This is a genomic window from Paracoccus sp. DMF-8 (assembly GCF_029309835.1).
Classification (GTDB): domain Bacteria; phylum Pseudomonadota; class Alphaproteobacteria; order Rhodobacterales; family Rhodobacteraceae; genus Paracoccus.
The window spans coordinates 208,085-225,720 of the sequence record NZ_JARJHL010000017.1 but is presented as its reverse complement, the minus strand read 5'-3'; the positions used below and the strand labels follow the sequence as shown (position 1 = coordinate 225,720).

The following is a 17,636-nucleotide window of genomic DNA, read 5'->3' as shown; positions in this document are numbered from 1 at the left end:
CAGATGACCAAGATGACGGATAGCCAGACGTTCTGGGCGGGTGTGCCGCGCGATATCGCCTGTGTGGCGGTGATCGGCGCGGGCGCGATGGGGGGCGGGATTGCCGCGCAATTCGCCAATGCCGGGGTCAAGGTCATCTTGCTGGACATGCCGGGCGGCGACGGCGCGGCCCCCGATGCACCGGCGCAGGCGGGGCTGGCGCGTCAGGTCAGGATCCAGGGCTTTACCGGCACCTCTGGCCCGGCCCGCGTCGTCACCGGCAACACCAGTGATGACCTGCATCTGCTGGCGGAAGCGGACTGGATCGTCGAGGCGATTGTCGAGCGGCTGGATATCAAGCGTGCCCTTTACGCCCGTATCGACGCGATCCGCAAACCGGGGTCGATTGTGTCCTCGAACACCTCGACCCTGCTGCATTCGCAACTGATCGCGGGCATGTCCGATGCGTTCCGCCGCGAATTCCTGATCTCGCATTTCTTCAATCCGCCGCGTCTGATGCCGCTTCTGGAAATCGTCTCGACCCCCGAAACCGATCCGGCGTTGCTGGCGCGCGCGCAGCGCGGCGCGGCGCAGGTTCTGGGCAAGACGGTCATCAACTGCCGCGACACGCCGGGCTTTGTTGCCAACCGCATCGGCTGTTTCTGGATGGCCGCCGCCGCGTTGCTGGCCCGCCAGCACGGCCTGACCGTCGAAGAGGCCGACGCCGTCCATCAGGCGATGGGTATCCCAAAGACCGGCGTCTTTGGCCTGTTCGACCTGATCGGCATTGATCTGGTGCCGCAGGTCTGGCGCAGTCTGGTCGACGGCCTGCCCGAAACCGACCGCTTTCGCCGCTATGATATTGCCGCTGATCCGATGTTCCAGACGCTGGTTGCCCAAGGCCGCTTTGGCCGCAAATCCGGCGGCGGTTTCTTTCGCAAGGGTGAAAAGGGGATCGAGGCCAGCGACCTTGGCGATCAAGGCTGGCGCCCGACCCGAGCCGTCGCGGCCCGCGACCTGCCGGGCGGCGGCAAGGATCCGGGGGCGCTTTTGTCCGACCCCGGCCGCTACGGCGAATATGCCCGTGCCGTCCTGTCCGAGGTCGTGGCCTATGCCGCCGAACACGGCCCCGATATCGCCGCCGACCCGGCCGATCTGGATGCCGGGATGCAGCTTGGCTATGCGTGGCGGCAGGGGCCGTTCACTCTGGCCGACCGTTGGGGGCTCGACCGCGTCGTGGCACATCTGGAAAGCCAGGCCATCCCCGTTCCGCCCCTGCTGGCGCAGGCGGCGGCCAATGGCGGCTTTTACGACAAGGGCCGTTTCCTGACCGGCGCCGCCGCATCGGATGGGGGCGCCACCCCCCTGACCGCCGCCGCGCTCAGGGCGCAGGGCGCACCCATTCTGGGCAATCAGGCGGCCACGCTGCTGGATGCGGGCGACGGCATCGGCCTGCTGGAAATCCACACCAAGATGAACGCCATCTCTCCCGAGGTGCTGGATGTCATCGAACAGGTGCTGCCGCTGCTCGGCACCCGGCTGCAGGGGCTGGTGATCGGCAATGACGATCCGCGCGCCTTTTCGGCGGGCGCGGATCTGGGCTTTATTCTGTCGCTGATACAGGGCGGTAACGCCGATCAGTTCTCGCATTTCGTGGAACGCGGGCAAAAGCTGTATCTGGGGCTGCGCTATGCCCCGGTCCCCGTGGTCGCGGCGGTGCATGGCTTCGTGCTGGGCGGCGGTTGTGAACTGGCGCTGCATGCCGACCGTATCGTCGCCCATGCCGAAACGCGCTTTGGCCTGCCCGAGGTGCTGGTGGGCCTGATCCCGGCATGGGGCGGCTGCACCAGCCTGCTGGCGCGCGGCTTGCAACAGGGCCTGTCGCCCGAGGATGCGGCCATGCGCGCGGCGCGCATCATCTTTGGCGCGGCGCAATCGGGGTCTGCCGAACAGGCGCTGGAAACGGGAATCCTGTCGCCCTCGGACCGGCTGGTCATGAACCGCGACCTGCTCTTGACCGAGGCGCGGGCTTTGGTCTTGCAGATGATCCGGCAGGGTTATACCCCACCAAACTGTCTGGATGTGACCTCGGTTGACGGGCTCGACCTGTCGACGCTGGCGGCGGATGGGTCGGATTACGACCGGCAGGTGCTGGCGGGCCTGTCCCGCGTGCTTGGCGGCAGTGACACACGCACCGATGCCGGGAATATGGCGGTGGAACATCGGGTCCTGTTCGACCTCGTCGCCCGTCCCGAGACGCAGGCACGCATGGAACATATGCTCAGAACCGGAAAACCATTGCGGAACTGAGCGTTTTCATGAAACTGGAATAGGAGGTTGAACCGATGAAGGTTCTTGTCCCGGTGAAACGGGTGATCGACTACAACGTGAAGGCGCGTGTGAAGGCTGACGGTTCGGGTGTCGATCTTGCGAACGTCAAGATGTCGATGAACCCTTTCGACGAGATTGCCGTGGAAGAGGCGATCCGGCTGAAGGAAGCCGGCAAGGCCGATGAGGTCGTCGTGGTCTCGATCGGCGTCAAACAGGCGGCCGAGACCCTGCGCACGGCGCTGGCCATGGGCGCGGACCGGGCCATTCTGGTCACTGCCACCGATGACGTGCAAACCGATATCGAACCGCTCGCTGTCGCAAAGATCCTGCAGGCCGTGGTCGATCAGGAACAGCCCCGGCTGGTCATCGCGGGCAAGCAGGCCATCGACAATGACATGAACGCGACCGGCCAGATGCTGGCGGCGCTGCTCGGTTGGGGTCAGGCGACCTTTGCATCCAAACTGGACATCGACGGCGACAAGGCGAAAGTCACCCGCGAGGTCGACGGCGGCCTGCAAACCATCGAGGTGGCGCTGCCCGCCATCGTCACCGCCGACCTGCGCCTGAACGAACCGCGCTATGCCAGCCTGCCCAACATCATGAAGGCAAAGAAAAAACCGCTGGACGAAAAGACCGCGGCGGATTTCGGCATCGACGTTTCGCCGCGCCTGACGGTGGTCTCGACCCGCGAACCGGCGGGCCGCAGCGCGGGGATCAAGGTGGGTTCGGTGGACGAACTGGTCGGCAAACTGAAAGAAGCGGGGGTGATCTGATGGCTGTTTTGCTGCTTGGAGAAGTGACGAATGGCGAGCTGAACCGCGATGCCACCGCCAAGGCGGTCGGCGCGGTCGGCGCCTTGGGCGATGTGACGGTGCTCTGTGCGGGGGCCTCGGCCCGGGCTGCGGCGGCGGAAGCGGCCAAGATCGCCGGTGTCGCAAAAGTTCTGGTCGCCGAGGATGCGATCTACGGCCACCGCCTGGCCGAACCGACCGCCGCGCTGATCGTGGCGCTGGCGCCGGGCTACAGCCATATCGCGGCGCCGGCGACGACGGATGCGAAAAACATCCTGCCCCGCGTCGCCGCGCTCTTGGATGCGATGGTGATCTCGGACGTCTCGGCGGTGATCGACGCGGATACCTTCGAACGCCCGATCTATGCCGGAAACGCAATCCAGACGGTGAAATCGGCGGATGCGACCAAGGTCTTCACGATCCGCACCGCCAGCTTCGACGCGGCGGGCGACGGCGGCGCGGCGGCGGTCGAACCCGCCGCGACCATCGCCGATCCGGGGCTGTCGAACTGGGTCGCCGACGAGGTCGCGGTCAGCGACCGCCCGGAACTGACCTCGGCGAAACGCGTGGTTTCCGGCGGTCGCGGGGTGGGGTCGAAAGACAGCTTCGCGGTGATCGAGGCGCTGGCCGACAAGCTCGGCGCGGCGGTGGGCGCGTCGCGGGCTGCGGTCGATTCGGGCTATGCGCCGAACGACTGGCAGGTCGGCCAGACCGGCAAGGTCGTGGCACCGGACCTCTATGTCGCGGTCGGGATTTCCGGGGCGATTCAACACCTTGCCGGGATGAAGGACAGCAAGGTCATCGTCGCGATCAACAAGGACGAAGAGGCCCCGATTTTCCAGATCGCGGATTACGGCCTGGTCGGCGACCTCTTCACCACCGTCCCCGAACTGACCGAAAAACTCTGATCACCCACCCCCGGGGAACTTTCTTCATCACCCAAATACCCCGGGGGACGCCCCTGAGACCCCATCGAGGGGTCTCAGGGGCGAGGCAAGGCCCCGATACCGCCCGATATGAACCGCAGGGCCTGATGCAGCAACGCAAGGAAACGGCATGTATTTTGACCTCAGCGACGAACAGGCCGCCATTCAGGAAATGTCGCGGTCCTTCGCCTCCGACCGGATCGCGCCCTTTGCGCTGGACTGGGACGCCGAGAAGCATTTCCCGACCGATGTTCTGGCCGAGGCCGGGGCGCTTGGACTGGGCGCGATCTATACGCGCGACGACGTCGGCGGCTCGGGGCTGGGGCGGCTGGATGCGGTTCTGGTCTTCGAGGCTCTGGCGCAGGGCTGTCCGACCATCGCGGCCTATATCTCGATCCATAACATGTGCGTCTGGATGATCGACCGGTTCGGCAGCGATGCGCAGCGTCGGGAATGGTGTCCACGTCTGGCGCCCCTGGACCGGCGCGCCAGCTATTGCCTGACCGAACCGGGCGCCGGGTCGGATGCCGGGTCGCTGGCCACGCGGGCAGTGCGCGATGGGGATGACTGGGTGCTGACCGGGCAGAAGCAGTTCATTTCCGGTGCGGGCAGTTCCGATGTCTATCTGGTGATGGCGCGGACGGGCGGTGAGGGCGCGCGGGGGATTTCCTGCTTTATCGTGCCGGGCGATGCGCCGGGCCTGTCCTTTGGCGCCAATGAACGCAAGATGGGCTGGAACGCCCAGCCCACCCGCACCGTCCAGCTGGACGGCGTGCGGCTTGGTCCCGATGCGCTGTTGGGGGCCGAGGGCAAGGGCTTCAACATCGCCATGGCCGGGCTGGATGGCGGGCGCCTGAACATCGCCGCCTGTTCGCTTGGTGGCGCGGGTGCGGCGCTGGACAAGGCGCGCGGCTATATGGCGGAACGTCGCGCCTTTGGCCAGCGGCTGGACCAGATGCAGGCCCTGCAATTCCGTCTGGCCGATATGAAGATCGGGCTTGAGGCGGCGCGGGCCTTTCTGTGGCGCGCGGCATCGGCGCTGGATGCGAAATCGCCCGATGCGACGATGCTGTGCGCGGGGGCCAAGAAATTCGTCACCGATACCTGTTTCGACATCGCCAATGACGCGCTGCAACTGCATGGCGGCTATGGCTATCTGGCCGAATATGGGGTCGAGAAAATCGTGCGCGACCTGCGCGTGCATCAGATTCTGGAAGGAACCAATGACATCATGCGCCTGATCGTCGCCCGTAGCCTGATCGAGGGATCATGACCGATCCCGTCCTGATTTCCGTCGAGGGCGCGCTTGGCCGGGTGCATCTGAACCGCCCCGAGGTCCTGAACAGCCTTGACCTGCAAATGGTGCGCCTGATCAATGCCGGGCTGGACCGGCTGGAAGCCGACCCGAGGGTGCGCGTCATCGCCCTGACTGGCGCGGGCGACCGTGCGCTGTGCGCGGGTGGCGACATCAAGATGCTGTGGTCCACGGGCCGGTCCGATCCGGAACGGGCGATGGGCTTCTGGGCCGAGGAATATCGCCTGAACGCCCGCATCCACCGGCTTGAAACCCACTGGGTCGCGGTGATGGACGGTATCTGCATGGGCGGCGGCGTCGGCCTGTCGGTCCATGGCCGCCACCGCATCGTGACCGGGCGCACGAAATTCGCCATGCCGGAAACCGGGATCGGCTATTTCCCCGATGTCGGCGGCAGCTATGCGCTGTCGCGCGCGCCGCAGGGGTTGGGGATGTGGCTGGGGCTGACCGGGGCGACCGTCGGCGCCGCCGATGTGATTGCGGCGGGGCTGGCCGATGCGATGATCCCCTCGGACCGGATCGCGGCGCTGCTGGCTGATCTGGCGGCGGGGCATGACCCGCAGCAGGCGATTGCCAACCATGCCGCCGATCCCGGCCCCTCGCGCCTGCAGGGCAATGCCGCCCTGATCGAGTCCTGCTTTGCCGCCGGCGATATGCGGGGGATTCTGGACGCTCTGGCCGCCGATGGCTCGGGTTTTGCCACGGAAACCCTTGATCTGCTGGCGCGGAAATCCCCGACCAGCCTGGTCCTGACCCTGCATCTGCTGCGTCAGGGCGCGGCCTCGCCCGATCTGGAGACCTGCCTTGACCGCGAATTCGCGGGCGATGCGCTGATCCTGAAAACCCATGATTTCTACGAAGGCGTGCGCGCGGCGGTGATCGACAAGGACCGCAATCCGCAATGGTCGCCCGCGCGCCTTGACGACGTCGATCAGGCCGCGCTGATCGCAAAGCTGCAACCCCTGCCGTCGCTGTTCGCGGCGGCCGCGAAACCGGAGGTGACGACATGAAGATCGGATTTATCGGCCTTGGCAATATGGGCGGCCCGATGGCGGCCAATCTGGCGCGCGCGGGCCATGCGGTCGCCGGGTTCGACCTGACCGCGCCGATGCCCGAGGGCGTCAGCCGCGCCGACACCGCTGCGGCTGCGGCGCAGGGTGCGGATGTGGTCATCACCATGCTGCCGAATGGCGCGATCCTGCGTGCCGTCGCGGCAGAGGTGCTGCCCGCGATGACGGCGGGCGCGGTGCTGTGCGACTGTTCGACCGTCGATGTCGAAAGCGCGCGGGCCGTGGCCGATCAGGCGCAGGCGGCGGGGCTTGGCGCGCTGGATGCGCCGGTCTCGGGCGGGATCGGCGGGGCGGCGGCGGGCACGCTGACCTTCATGGTGGGCGGGCCGGATGCCGCCTTTGCGACCGTCCTGCCCCTGTTCGAGATGATGGGTCAAAAGGCGGTTCATTGCGGCGCGGCGGGCGCCGGTCAGGCCGCCAAGATCTGCAACAACATGATCCTTGGCGTCACCATGATCGCCACCTGCGAAGCCTTTGCCCTGGCCGATAAACTGGGTCTGGACCGGCAGAAGATGTTCGATGTCGTCTCGACCTCGTCGGGTTACAGCTGGTCGATGAACGCCTGTTGCCCGGCGCCGGGCGTCGGCCCGACCAGCCCCGCCGATAATGATTACAAGCCGGGTTTTGCGTCGGAACTGATGCTGAAGGACCTGCGGCTGTCGCAGCAGGCGGCGACGGGTGCCGATGCCGACACGCCGATGGGGCAGCTTGCGACCGCACTCTATGGCGCCTTTGTCGAGGAAGAGGGCGGCAAGGGCCGCGATTTTTCCGCCATGCTGCCGCGCTTTGCGGGGCGCGGGCGCGGGGATGCGCAGGATGGCTGATGCACCCAGCCTCTTGATCGAAACGCGTGGCCGGGTCCGGCTGATCACGCTGAACCGGCCTCAGGCGCTGAACGCGCTGAACCGTCAGGTCGCGCGCGAACTGATCGCCGCCGCGACCGAGGCAGAGGCGGATGACGGTATCGGCTGTCTGGTCATCACCGGATCGCCCAAGGCCTTCGCCGCCGGTGCCGATATCAAGGAAATGCTGCCGCATGATTTCGCCTCGATGCATGCGCTGGACTGGTTCGCGGAATGGGAACGCTTTGCCGCGCTGCGCAAGCCCAGCATCGCGGCGGTCGCGGGTTATGCGCTTGGCGGCGGTTGCGAACTGGCGATGATGTGCGATTTCATTCTGGCGGCGGATAATGCGAAATTCGGCCAGCCGGAAATCAGGCTGGGCGTCATGCCCGCCATGGGCGGCAGCCAGCGCCTGACCCGGCTGATCGGGCAGGCCAAGGCGATGGAGATGTGCCTGACCGGCCGCATGATGGACGCCGCCGAAGCCGAGCGCAGCGGCCTTGTCGCCCGCGTCATCCCCGCCGATGACCTGCTGGACGAGGCCATGGCCACGGCGACCACCATCGCGGAAATGTCGCTGCCTGCGGTCATGTCGACCAAGGACGCCATCCGCCGCGCCGCCGACATGGCGCTGGCCGACGGCATCCGCTATGAGCGCCGGCTGTTCCATGCGCTGTTCGCGACGCAGGACCAGAAGGAAGGCATGACCGCCTTCATCGAAAAGCGGAAAGCGGATTTCGTGCATCGCTGAACAAGGTCTTTTGACCTCGTCCGCGAAACGGATTTGACCCTGCCCGCGCCGTCGCGCGGGCAGGGTTTCTTGTCAGTCCAGATCGGGCGAGACCTTCCATTCGCGCAGCTTGTAGACCGTGCCCGGACGCGCGCGCGGCGCATCCGCGCCTTCGCGCATCCGGCGTTTGAAGGAATGGATCGGGGTCGCGCGGTCGTCGATGCGGACCTCGACCACCGAAGGGCCGTCATGGGCAAGGGCAGCATCCAGCGCCGCCCCGATATCTTCGGCGCGTTCGACCAGAATGCCCTTTAGCCCAAGGGCCTGCGCGGCGGCGGCAAAACCCGGCTGCACCGTGTCGGTTTCCAGCAGCGCGGATTGCACGTTCTTGAAAAAGATTTCCTGCCAAAGCTGGATCCAGCCAAGCCGGCCATTGTTCAGCACCACGTTCACGACACGCTGGTTGAACTGCGCCTGCGTGGCCAGTTCGCCCACCGTATAGGAAAAGGCGCCGTCGCCCGCGACGGTGACGATCCGCGTGCCGGGGCGGGTTTCGGCGGCGCCGATGGCGCCCGGAACCGAATAGCCCAAGCCCCCCTGACCGCGCGCGAACAGGAACTGGCGGCCCGGACGTTTCGCCGGGATATAGCCCGCGATCCAGCCCGCCGAAAAGGACGCATCCGACACCACGATATCGTCATCGCCAAGCCGCGCGGCCAGTTCCGCCATGACGCGCGGCGGCTGGATCGGCGCGCTGTCCGATGCGATCTCGACGGCCTTGGCGGCCTCGCCCTCGGCCTTGACCTCGGCGATGCGGGCCAGCCATTCGGGGCGGGCGACCGGATCGCCAAGTGCCGCATCCAGCGCGGTGACGATTTCGCGGACATCGCCCAGCAAGGGAACGGTCGGGCGGAAGGTGCGGCCATGTTCCAGGGGGTCGCAGTCGATGGTGATCGTCGCCTGTTCGGGGCGGGGCAGGGTCCAGTTCATGCCGGTGTTCTGGCTGACCTTGGATCCGCACCAGACCAGCAGGTCGGCCTCTTGCACCAGCTCGATCGCCGCCCATGAGCCAAGCGGGTTCAGGACGCCCGCCGCATAGTCGCGGGTTTCCGGGACCGCGCCCTTGCCCGACAGCGAGGTGACGACCAGCCCGCCGAAACGGTCGGCAAAGCCGGTGACGATATCCGCCGCGTCGGACCCATGCACACCGCCGCCGCAGATCAGGGCCGGGCGCTTCGCCTGACGGATCAGCGCCGCCGCGCGCGCGATATCGGCGGCAGGCGCGACAGAACGCAGATAGGGCACGCGCTGCGTGCGATCATCGACCGTCGCGGCGGGGCTGGTGCCGTCCCATTCGGCGTCGAAAATATCATGGGGGATGATGATCGCGACCGGACCGGGGCGCGGCGAAGTCGCGACGCGGAACGCCGTGCGGATGATATCGGGCAGGGCCGCGACCGAAGGCACAAGATAGCTTTCCTTGGTGCAGGTCTTGAAAAAAGAAAGCTGATCAAAGCCCTGGCTGGCAATGCCTTTTTCCTTCAGCGTCAGCCAGTCCAGCGGCAGTTCGCCGACAATCGCGATCATCGGGATCGAGGCATTCAGCGCCTCCAGCAACCCTGCGGGCAGCAGGTTCGCGCCGGGCCCCACGGTCACGTCGCAGACGCCGGGCTTGCCGGTCAGGCGCGCATAGGCGTCGGCGGCATAGGCGGCGTTGCGTTCATCGCGCATCAGCACATGGCGGATGCGGTTCTGGCGCCGCGAAATCCCGTCATGCAGCGCGGTGGTCTGCCCGCCGGGCATGCCGAAAACCGCCTCGACGCCGGATTGCGCCAGCATTTCGGCCACCAAATCACCCATATGGGCCATTTCTTTCTCCTTTTTTCGATTGTGCCCGCGATGCCGGATCGGGGCCGGATCGGGGCGGAAGGCTGCGGGGACAGCGCGCCCCCGCAGCAAGACATCAGGGACGGACCTTGCCTTCGGCCCATGCCGCCAGCAGATCTTCGTAGGCGATGGTTTCGCCCTGCGGCTTTTCGTTTTCCAGCTTGCGCTGCGGGGCCAGGTTGCCGTCGGCTTCGGCGCGGGCATACCATTCCTCGGCCGAGGTTTTCGGGTTCAGCCTGGGTCCGCAGACGGCCTGCACATTCGCACGCTCCAGCCGTTCCATGACGCGGTCCTGCGCATCGGCCAGATTGTCCAGCGCCTGCTGCACCGTGGTTTCACCCGAGATCGCGGTCGAGATATTCGACCACCACAGTTGCGACAGCTTGGGGTAATCGGGCACGTTCACCCCGGTCGGCGTCCAGGATTCCCGCGCGGGCGAGCGGTAGAATTCGACGATCCCGCCCAGATTGGGGGCGCGTTCGGTGAAACTTTCGTGCCGCACGGTACTGTCGCGGATGAAGGTCAGGCCGACATGGCTTTTCTTGACGTCCACGGTTTTCGAGGTGACGAACTGCGCATAAAGCCAGGCCGCCTTGCGCCGGTCGGCTTCGGTATTGTTCAGCAGCAGCCAGGACCCGACGTCCTGATAGCCCAGTTTCATCCCATCCTGCCAATAGGCGCCATGGGGCGACGGGGCGACGCGCCATTTGGGCGTGCCGTCCTCGTTGATGACGGCGACGCCTTCCTTGACGTAATCGGCCAGAAAGATCGTATACCAGAACGCCTGCTGCGCGACCGAGCCATTCGTCGGCACCGGGGTATATTCGTAGAATGTCATGCCCTGCGCCTCGGCCGGGGCGAATTCTTTCAGCCAGCGGATCGAGGTTTCCAGCGCATAGACCGCCGCCGGGCCGTTGATGTCGCCGCCGCGTTCGATCGACGATCCGGTCGGGTGGCAGCCTTCCATGCGGATGCCCCATTCGTCGACCGGCACGCCATTGGGCAGGCCGCGGTCGCCGGAACCGGCCATGGAAAACCACGCATCCGTATAGCGCCAGCCAAGCGAGGCGTCCTTTTTGCCGTAATCCATATGGCCGTAGATGACCTTGCCATCGACTTCCTTGACGTCGTTGGTGAAGAAGTCGGCGATGTCCTCGTAGGCCGACCAGTTGACCGGAACGCCCAGGTCATAGCCGTATTTTTCCTTGAACCGCGCCTTCAGATCCTCGCGGCTGAACAGGTCGTGGCGGAACCAGTACAGGTTGGCGAATTGCTGGTCGGGCAGCATATACAGCTTGCCATCGGGCGATTTGGTAAAGGCCAGGCCCATGAAATCGTCCAGATCCAGCGTCGGCGAGGTGACATCGGCGCCTTCGCCCGCCATGTAGTCGTCCAGCGCGACCGTCCAGCCATAGCGGAAATGGGTACCGATCAGGTCGCTGTCGTTGACATAGGCGTCATAGACATTCTGTCCCGATTGCAGCTGCGTTTGCAGCTTTTCGATGACATCGCCTTCCTGCAGCAGGTCATGGGTGACCTTGATGCCGGTGATTTCCTCGAACGCCTTGGTCAGGGTCTGGGATTCATAGGCATGGGTCGGGGCGACCTCGGACACGACATTGATCGTCATGCCCTTGAACGGCTCGGCCGCCTGCCGGAACCATTCCATTTCCGCGATCTGTTCGTCGCGGCTCAGGGCCGATGGCTGGAATTCCTCATCCACCCATTTTTCCACCACCGCGTCCTGCGCAAGGGCCGCCAGCCCGAACAGGCTGACACTGGCGGCAAGCAGCGCCGTGCGGCCGGGGCGTGGCATGGCCCTTCTGGCAAGGGGTGTTCTGGCAAATGTCGTTCTGGTCATGTCTCTCTCTCCCTGATTGTGGTCCGCCGTTGGCATTGGGCGTGACCTTTCCCGTGCGCGGCCTGCGGGGCCGTGCGAACAAGTTCGGCAAGTGGTTGAATTCAGGTCGTGTTCAGGCGGTGGGGCCGGGTACTCACCCGTAGCGCAGGATCAGCCCGCCCAGCACAACCGACAGGCCAAGGGGCAGCCAGAAGCTCTGGATATCGGTCGCCCAGATAAAGCCAAGCTGCATGAAGGCGGCCGAGATCAGCGCCAGAAACAGCCGGTCGCCGCGTGTCGTGGGCATCGGCAGCAGCCCCTTGCGTTCGACCGTGGGCCACAGGATCTGTGCCACCGTCATGGTGATCAGGATCAGCGCCATCACGGCAAAGAATATGGCGGTCGGCGTGGTCCAGGCCATCCATTCCAGATCAATCATCGCGAAAGCCCTTTCTTACACACGGCCCAGGGCAAAGCCCTTGGCGATATAGTTGCGGACGAACCAGATCACGGCGACACCCGGCAGGATGGTCAGCACCCCCGCCGCCGCCAGCAGCCCCCAGTCCAGCCCCGAGGACGAGGCCGTGCGCGTCATCGTCACCACGATGGGGCGCGCATCGACCGAAGTCAGGGTCCGGGCCAGCAGCAGCTCGATCCAGGAAAACATGAAGCAGAAAAATGCGGTGACCCCGACCCCGCTGGCGATCAGCGGCATAAAGATCGTGACGAAGAAACGCGGCAGGGAATAGCCGTCGATCAGCGCGGTTTCGTCGATTTCGCGCGGGATCCCGGACATGAAGCCTTCCAAAATCCAGACCGCCAGCGGCACGACGAACAGGGTATGCGCCAGCGCCACGGCCCAAGGCGTATCAAACAGCCCGACCGCCGAATAAAGCTGAAAAAACGGCAGCAGGAACACGGCGGGCGGGGCCATGCGGTTGGTGAACAGCCAGAAAAACACATGCTTGTCGCCGATAAAGCGATAGCGCGAAAACGCATAGGCGGCAGGCAGCGCCACGGCCAGCGAAATCACCGTGTTCAGGCAGACATAGGTGATCTGGTTCACGAAACTCATATACCAGCTCGGGTCGGAAAAGATCGTGCGGTAATTGTCCAGCGACGGATCGACGGGCAGGAAATCCGGGCGGCTCAGGACATTGGCGGGCGTCATCAGCGACATCCGCACGATCCAGTAGATTGGCAGCGCCTGAAAGATCAGGAACAGGCCCAGCAGGCTGGCGGTGATCGCGCGGCGGCGGCCGCCGCTGCGCGCGCGTTTGCGGGCAAGGGGCGCGGCTACAAGGGTGGTTTCGGCAATGCTCATCATCAGGCCCCTTTCACGCGCGGCTGTTCATTTTCAGGATGGTGTAAAAGACGTAGGAAAACAGCAGGATGACCAGGAAATACATCAGGCTGAACGCCGCTGCCGGTCCCAGATCGAACTGCCCCACCGCCATGTTGACCAGCCGGATCGACAGGAATGTCGTGCTGGACCCCGGCCCGCCGCCGGTGACGACGAAGGGCTCGGTATAGATCATGAAACTGTCCATGAAGCGCAGCAGGACGGCGATGGTCATCACGCCTTTCAGCTTGGGCAGTTCGATATAGCGAAAGATGGCATAGCGGGACGCCCCGTCGATCCGCGCCGCCTGATAATAGGGCTGGGGGATCGAACACAGCCCGGCAAAGGCCAGCAGGATGACCAGCGGCGTCCAGTGCCAAGTGTCCATCAAGAGCAGCGTGACCCATGCCGCAACCGGGCTGGCGGTATAGTTGTAGTCAAAACCCACCGCATTGATCGCCCGGCCCAGCAGGCCGATTTCGGGTCGCGCATAGACCTGCCAGATGGTGCCCACGACGTTGAAGGGCACCAGCAGCGGGATCGCGATCAGGATGATCGCCAGCGATGATTTCCACCCCGAACGCGGCAGCAGCAGCGCGATCGCGATGCCAAGCGGGATCTGGATGGCCAGCACCAGCCCCGAAAACACCATCTGGCGGATGAAGGCCGCCTGAATGGTCGGATCGCGCAGCATTTCGCGGAACCATTCGACGCCGATAAAGGCGCGCTGACCGGGGCCGAATATGTCCTGAACCGAATAATTGACCACGGTCATCAGCGGAATGATCGCGTTAAAGGCGACCAGCGCAAAGACCGGGACGATCAGCAGCCAGGCGCGGTTGTCGTCAAGCTTGTGCATGGCGCAGGTCTCCGGTCAGCAGGTCGTCGGCGTAAAGCAGGGTGGCGTCGGGGTCGAAGCGGACGGGGAAGCTGCCGGATGGCAGGGGCACATCGTCTTTCAGCTTCATTTTCAGGTGGTTGGTGCCAATGGCGATATCGGCGATGCGCCATGGACCGCGATCCTCGACCTCGATCAGATCGGCGGTGATGCCGGTCGGGGCGTCGGCGGGCTGGATCGCATGGGGGCGCAGGCCAAGCGTCAACTGGCTGCCCGGACGCGGTGCCAGCGCGGGCGCCGGGATCGTGCCGCCATCGAAACGGATCTGGTTGCCGTCCAGCGCGCAGGGCAGGAAATTCATGCCGGGTGACCCGATGAAGCGCCCGACAAAGCTGTGGCTGGGACGGTCATACAGCTCTTCGGGCGTGGCGGCCTGCATCACCTCGCCATGGGACATGACGACGACCTGATCGGCAAAGGTCAGCGCCTCGCTTTGGTCATGGGTGACGTAAACCAGCGTCAGCTTCAGCGTCTCATGGACCAGTTTCAGCTTGCGGCGCAGGTCGAATTTCACCTGCGGGTCGATCACGGTCAGCGGTTCGTCGAACAGGATCGCGGCCACGTCCTCGCGCACCAGACCGCGGCCAAGGCTGATCTTTTGCTTGTCCGCCGCCCCCAGCCCCGCCGCGCGGCGTTTCAGCAGCGGGCCAAGGTCCAGCATCTCGGCCACCTCATTCACGCGCCGGGTGATCTGTGCGGGTGCGATGCGGCGGTTTCTCAGCGGGAATGCCAGATTTTCGGCGACCGTCATCGTGTCATACAGCACCGGAAACTGGAACACCTGCGCGATATTGCGTTCCTCGGGGCGCAGGTCGGTCACGTCGCGGCCATCGAACAGGATGCGCCCTGCGGTCGGGCGCACCAGCCCGGAAATCATGTTCAGCATCGACGATTTGCCGCAGCCCGAAGGCCCCAGAAGCGCATAGGCCCCGCCGTCGCGCCAGACGTGGTTGATGCCTTTCAGCGCCAGTTTCGACGGGTCGGACAGGTCGCCGTCATAGGCGTGGCGCAGGTCGGAAATGGTGATCTCAGCCATGAGCGGCCCCTTGCGTGGCGGGCGGCACGACCAGCGCGCCCGCAGCGGTAAAGACATAGAAATCGCGCGGATCGACATAGCCCGCGAAGGCGCTGCCCTGCGCCAGCACGTGAACCCCGTCCAGCCGCGCGATCCACGGGTGCCCCTGCGCGGTGAAATGCGCGAAGGTCGAGGATCCATCGACCTCGGCCAGATCCATCGGGCCGTCCAGACGGACGCTGCCTGCCTGCTGGCGATGGGCGATGCGGTGGGGCTGAACCCCGATCCGGCAATCGCCGCCCTGACCCGGCGGGACATGGGCGGGCAGGGGAATGTCCAGCGCGCCGATGTGCAGCCGGTCGCCATCAATCCGGGCGGGGACGACATTCATCGGCGGTTCGGAAAACACCTCTGCCACGGTGACGGATGCGGGGTTGCGATAGACCTGATGCGCGGGGCCGGTCTGGATGACGCGGCCCTCGTGCATGACGATGGTGGTGCCGCCCATCTGCAGGGCTTCCTCGGGTTCGGTGGTGGCATAGACGACGGTCTGGTTGCCCTGCCTGAACAGGTTGCGCAGTTCTTCGCGCAGCCCCTCGCGCAGCTTGTAGTCAAGGTTGACCAGTGGTTCGTCGAACAGCAGCAGGGATGCGTTCTTGGCCAGCGCGCGGGCAATCGCCAGACGCTGCTGCTGGCCGCCCGAAAGCTGGCCGGGCAGGCGGTCCAGAAAGGGCTCGATATGGACGCGGCGGGCGACATCATCGACGCGGCGCGCGATTTCACCCGCAGGCAGGCCCATGCGTTTCAGGGGCGCCGCGATATTGCCGCGCACGGTGAAGGAGGGGTAGTTGACGAATTGCTGATAGACAAAGGCCACGCTGCGTTTCGAAATCGACACCCGCGTCAGATCGGCGCCGTTTTCCGTGAACCGCCCCGAGGTCGGCCGGTCCAGCCCCGCCAGCAGCCGCAGCAGGGATGTCTTGCCCGCATGGGTGCGGCCCAGCAGGACATAGAGTTGCCCCGGCTCCAGCGTCAGGTCGATATCGGCCAGATGCATGATGCCATCGACGTCGCGCCCGGCCTGTTCCAGATGAATGCTCATGCCTGCGCCCCCGCGAAACAGGAGGGCGTCGGTTCGGGGCCGGGCATCCATGCCGATGACAGTTCGCGCGACATGCGGCGGTAGCGGCGGTATTGCTGTTCCAGCCGCTCGACCTGTTCGGGGCGCGGGTTGTAGACGCGGGCGATGCGGGTCATGTCCTTGACGGCGGACGGGATGTCGCGGGCCATGCCGACGGCCACGGCGCCGCAGATCGCGGCCCCCTTGGCCCCGAATTCCGACCCTTCGGCGACGGTCAGCGGCATGTTGATCGCGTCGCAGAACATCTGCGACCAGACATCGCTTTTCGACGGGCCACCGGCCAGCAGCACGCTGCCGGGGCAGGCCGAATCGCGACCGCCAAGCAGCAGGTCGATATCCTGACGATGGGCAAAGACGATGCCTTCGAACACGGCGCGCAAGACGTCGCCCAGATCGGCGCCCGCCGTCAGCCCGAACAGCGCGCCCGGCGCGCCATCGGGCCCGCCGAACAGATAGGGCAGAAACATCGCATCGCTTTTGCGGTGCTCGCCCGCGGCGACCAACTCGCTGCAGACCTCATAGATCGACTTGCCCGCGGCCTGCGCGCGCTCTGCCTCGGCGGCCAGCATGGTGCGGCACAGCCATTCCAGATTGGATGCAGAGGTCGGCGTGGCAATCGTCGCGATGTAATGGCCCGGCGCGCCGGGATAGGCCGATTGCAGCGTCGGCATCGGGTCAAGACAGGGCGTGCGGTGCAGCGTGGAATCGATGCTGAAGGTGCCCGCGACGACCCCCAGCTGATCGCTGCGCGAAAAGCCCGAGGCCAGCGAGCAGGACACCACGTCAAAGACCCCGCGTGCGACCGGCGTGCCGGCGCGCAGCCCGGTCAGCGCCGCCGCCTGATCGGTCAACCCGCCGACGATCTCGCCCGGCTGGCCGATGGGCGACAGCTTTGCCAGCCACGCGCCCAGACCCGCGTCGCGCAGCGCATCCCGCGCATATTCGCCGCGTTCCAGATCCATCAGCCCCGCGCATCCCGCGTCCGTCACATCGGTCGAAATCTGCCCGCACAGGCGATAGCTGATGAAATCCTTGCAGCTCATGACATGGGCGGTGCGGTCCAGCACGCCCGGCTCATGGGCCTGGAACCAGGCCAGCAGCACCGAGGTCTGGCCCGTCCACACCCCCTGGCTGGTCGCCAGCGACAGTTTCTGCGCGCCGGCGCTGCGCTGCATCTGCGCGACCAGCGCGGCGGCGCGGCTGTCGGTCGAGCCGAGCGCCGGGCGCACCGGGTCGCCCTGCGCGTCCAGCAGGAACACCCCGGCGCCATAGCCTGCGGCGGTGACTGCCGCGACATCGGCGGGGTCGATGCCAAGCCGTTCGACCAGGATGCGGATGCCATCGGCGACCGAGCGCCACATCCGGTCCGGGTCGCGTTCCGTCCAGCCCGGATGCGGAAAGCTCATCGGATTGGGGCGATGTTCGCAGCCCAGTTCGCGCCCGGTTTCGTCAAAGACGGCGACCTTTACCATCGTGCCCCCGGCATCCACGCCGATCAGCAATCTTGCCATAGCTTCCTCCCGTTTTTC

15 protein-coding genes are annotated in these 17,636 nt (G+C 65.6%); 7 read left to right on the top strand and 8 right to left on the bottom strand.

The window, feature by feature from the left end:
* Nucleotides 1-3: 3 nt before the first annotated feature.
* The 7 genes from PE067_RS19105 to PE067_RS19075 all read left to right on the top strand — a co-directional run bounded on the left by PE067_RS19105 (nt 4) and on the right by PE067_RS19075 (nt 8,005).
* Nucleotides 4-2,289 (top strand): 3-hydroxyacyl-CoA dehydrogenase/enoyl-CoA hydratase family protein, encoded by a 2,286-nt coding sequence (locus PE067_RS19105; RefSeq protein ID WP_276191300.1) that lies wholly within the window; start codon nt 4-6, stop codon nt 2,287-2,289.
* A 35-nt stretch (nt 2,290-2,324) separates the two neighbouring features.
* Nucleotides 2,325-3,083 (top strand): electron transfer flavoprotein subunit beta/FixA family protein, encoded by a 759-nt coding sequence (locus PE067_RS19100; RefSeq protein ID WP_276191299.1) that lies wholly within the window; start codon nt 2,325-2,327, stop codon nt 3,081-3,083.
* Nucleotides 3,083-4,009, top strand: a complete 927-nt coding sequence (locus PE067_RS19095) for an FAD-binding protein (protein ID WP_276191298.1) — start codon at nt 3,083-3,085, stop codon at nt 4,007-4,009. Before PE067_RS19100 ends, PE067_RS19095 begins: the two co-directional genes overlap by 1 nt.
* Before the next feature lie 148 nt (nt 4,010-4,157).
* Entirely contained in the window at nt 4,158-5,300 is a 1,143-nt protein-coding gene (locus tag PE067_RS19090; RefSeq protein WP_276191296.1) for an acyl-CoA dehydrogenase family protein, read from the top strand.
* On the top strand, nt 5,297-6,352 hold the full coding sequence (locus tag PE067_RS19085; protein WP_276191295.1) for an enoyl-CoA hydratase/isomerase family protein: 1,056 nt from the start codon (nt 5,297-5,299) through the stop codon (nt 6,350-6,352). The genes PE067_RS19090 and PE067_RS19085 overlap by 4 nt, the downstream gene beginning before the upstream one ends.
* Nucleotides 6,349-7,236 (top strand): 3-hydroxyisobutyrate dehydrogenase, encoded by an 888-nt coding sequence (mmsB, locus tag PE067_RS19080; RefSeq protein WP_276191294.1) that lies wholly within the window; start codon nt 6,349-6,351, stop codon nt 7,234-7,236. The genes PE067_RS19085 and mmsB overlap by 4 nt, the downstream gene beginning before the upstream one ends.
* Entirely contained in the window at nt 7,229-8,005 is a 777-nt protein-coding gene (locus PE067_RS19075; RefSeq protein WP_276191293.1) for an enoyl-CoA hydratase, read from the top strand. The genes mmsB and PE067_RS19075 overlap by 8 nt, the downstream gene beginning before the upstream one ends.
* Nucleotides 8,006-8,077: 72 nt before the next feature.
* Here PE067_RS19075 and PE067_RS19070 read toward each other — a convergent pair whose 3' ends face one another.
* From PE067_RS19070 to PE067_RS19035, 8 genes are all read right to left on the bottom strand, one after another.
* Entirely contained in the window at nt 8,078-9,853 is a 1,776-nt protein-coding gene (locus PE067_RS19070) for a thiamine pyrophosphate-binding protein (protein ID WP_276191291.1), read from the bottom strand.
* 94 nt (nt 9,854-9,947) lie between these two features.
* Entirely contained in the window at nt 9,948-11,687 is a 1,740-nt protein-coding gene (locus PE067_RS19065) for an ABC transporter substrate-binding protein (RefSeq protein ID WP_276191290.1), read from the bottom strand.
* A gap of 178 nt (nt 11,688-11,865) precedes the next feature.
* On the bottom strand, nt 11,866-12,150 hold the full coding sequence (locus tag PE067_RS19060; RefSeq protein WP_276191289.1) for a DUF2160 domain-containing protein: 285 nt from the start codon (nt 12,148-12,150) through the stop codon (nt 11,866-11,868).
* 15 nt (nt 12,151-12,165) lie between these two features.
* On the bottom strand, nt 12,166-13,035 hold the full coding sequence (locus PE067_RS19055; protein ID WP_276191288.1) for a carbohydrate ABC transporter permease: 870 nt from the start codon (nt 13,033-13,035) through the stop codon (nt 12,166-12,168).
* A 13-nt stretch (nt 13,036-13,048) separates the two neighbouring features.
* Nucleotides 13,049-13,912, bottom strand: coding sequence for a sugar ABC transporter permease (locus tag PE067_RS19050; RefSeq protein WP_276191286.1), 864 nt, complete (start codon nt 13,910-13,912; stop codon nt 13,049-13,051).
* Nucleotides 13,899-14,987, bottom strand: a complete 1,089-nt coding sequence (locus PE067_RS19045; RefSeq protein WP_276191285.1) for an ABC transporter ATP-binding protein — start codon at nt 14,985-14,987, stop codon at nt 13,899-13,901. Before PE067_RS19045 ends, PE067_RS19050 begins: the two co-directional genes overlap by 14 nt.
* Nucleotides 14,980-16,068, bottom strand: a complete 1,089-nt coding sequence (locus PE067_RS19040) for an ABC transporter ATP-binding protein (RefSeq protein WP_276191284.1) — start codon at nt 16,066-16,068, stop codon at nt 14,980-14,982. The genes PE067_RS19045 and PE067_RS19040 overlap by 8 nt, the downstream gene beginning before the upstream one ends.
* The gene (locus PE067_RS19035) at nt 16,065-17,618 is read right to left on the bottom strand and encodes an FGGY-family carbohydrate kinase (RefSeq protein WP_276191283.1); all 1,554 of its coding nucleotides are present in this window, start codon (nt 17,616-17,618) and stop codon (nt 16,065-16,067) included. Before PE067_RS19035 ends, PE067_RS19040 begins: the two co-directional genes overlap by 4 nt.
* Between the last annotated feature and the right edge of the window lie 18 nt (nt 17,619-17,636).

Bases quoted from the DNA above. Each gene is read 5' to 3' on its own strand.
- PE067_RS19060 (WP_276191289.1), bottom strand. From the start codon at position 12,150: ATGATTGATCTGGAATGGATGGCCTGGACCACGCCGACCGCCATATTC.
- PE067_RS19035 (WP_276191283.1), bottom strand. From the start codon at position 17,618: ATGGCAAGATTGCTGATCGGCGTGGATGCCGGGGGCACGATGGTAAAG.
- PE067_RS19075 (WP_276191293.1), top strand. From the start codon at position 7,229: ATGGCTGATGCACCCAGCCTCTTGATCGAAACGCGTGGCCGGGTCCGG.
- PE067_RS19050 (WP_276191286.1), bottom strand. From the start codon at position 13,912: ATGCACAAGCTTGACGACAACCGCGCCTGGCTGCTGATCGTCCCGGTC.
- PE067_RS19100 (WP_276191299.1), top strand. From the start codon at position 2,325: ATGAAGGTTCTTGTCCCGGTGAAACGGGTGATCGACTACAACGTGAAG.
- PE067_RS19070 (WP_276191291.1), bottom strand. From the start codon at position 9,853: ATGGCCCATATGGGTGATTTGGTGGCCGAAATGCTGGCGCAATCCGGC.
- mmsB (WP_276191294.1), top strand. From the start codon at position 6,349: ATGAAGATCGGATTTATCGGCCTTGGCAATATGGGCGGCCCGATGGCG.
- PE067_RS19045 (WP_276191285.1), bottom strand. From the start codon at position 14,987: ATGGCTGAGATCACCATTTCCGACCTGCGCCACGCCTATGACGGCGAC.
- PE067_RS19065 (WP_276191290.1), bottom strand. From the start codon at position 11,687: ATGCCACGCCCCGGCCGCACGGCGCTGCTTGCCGCCAGTGTCAGCCTG.
- PE067_RS19095 (WP_276191298.1), top strand. From the start codon at position 3,083: ATGGCTGTTTTGCTGCTTGGAGAAGTGACGAATGGCGAGCTGAACCGC.
- PE067_RS19090 (WP_276191296.1), top strand. From the start codon at position 4,158: ATGTATTTTGACCTCAGCGACGAACAGGCCGCCATTCAGGAAATGTCG.
- PE067_RS19105 (WP_276191300.1), top strand. From the start codon at position 4: ATGACCAAGATGACGGATAGCCAGACGTTCTGGGCGGGTGTGCCGCGC.
- PE067_RS19055 (WP_276191288.1), bottom strand. From the start codon at position 13,035: ATGAGCATTGCCGAAACCACCCTTGTAGCCGCGCCCCTTGCCCGCAAA.
- PE067_RS19040 (WP_276191284.1), bottom strand. From the start codon at position 16,068: ATGAGCATTCATCTGGAACAGGCCGGGCGCGACGTCGATGGCATCATG.
- PE067_RS19085 (WP_276191295.1), top strand. From the start codon at position 5,297: ATGACCGATCCCGTCCTGATTTCCGTCGAGGGCGCGCTTGGCCGGGTG.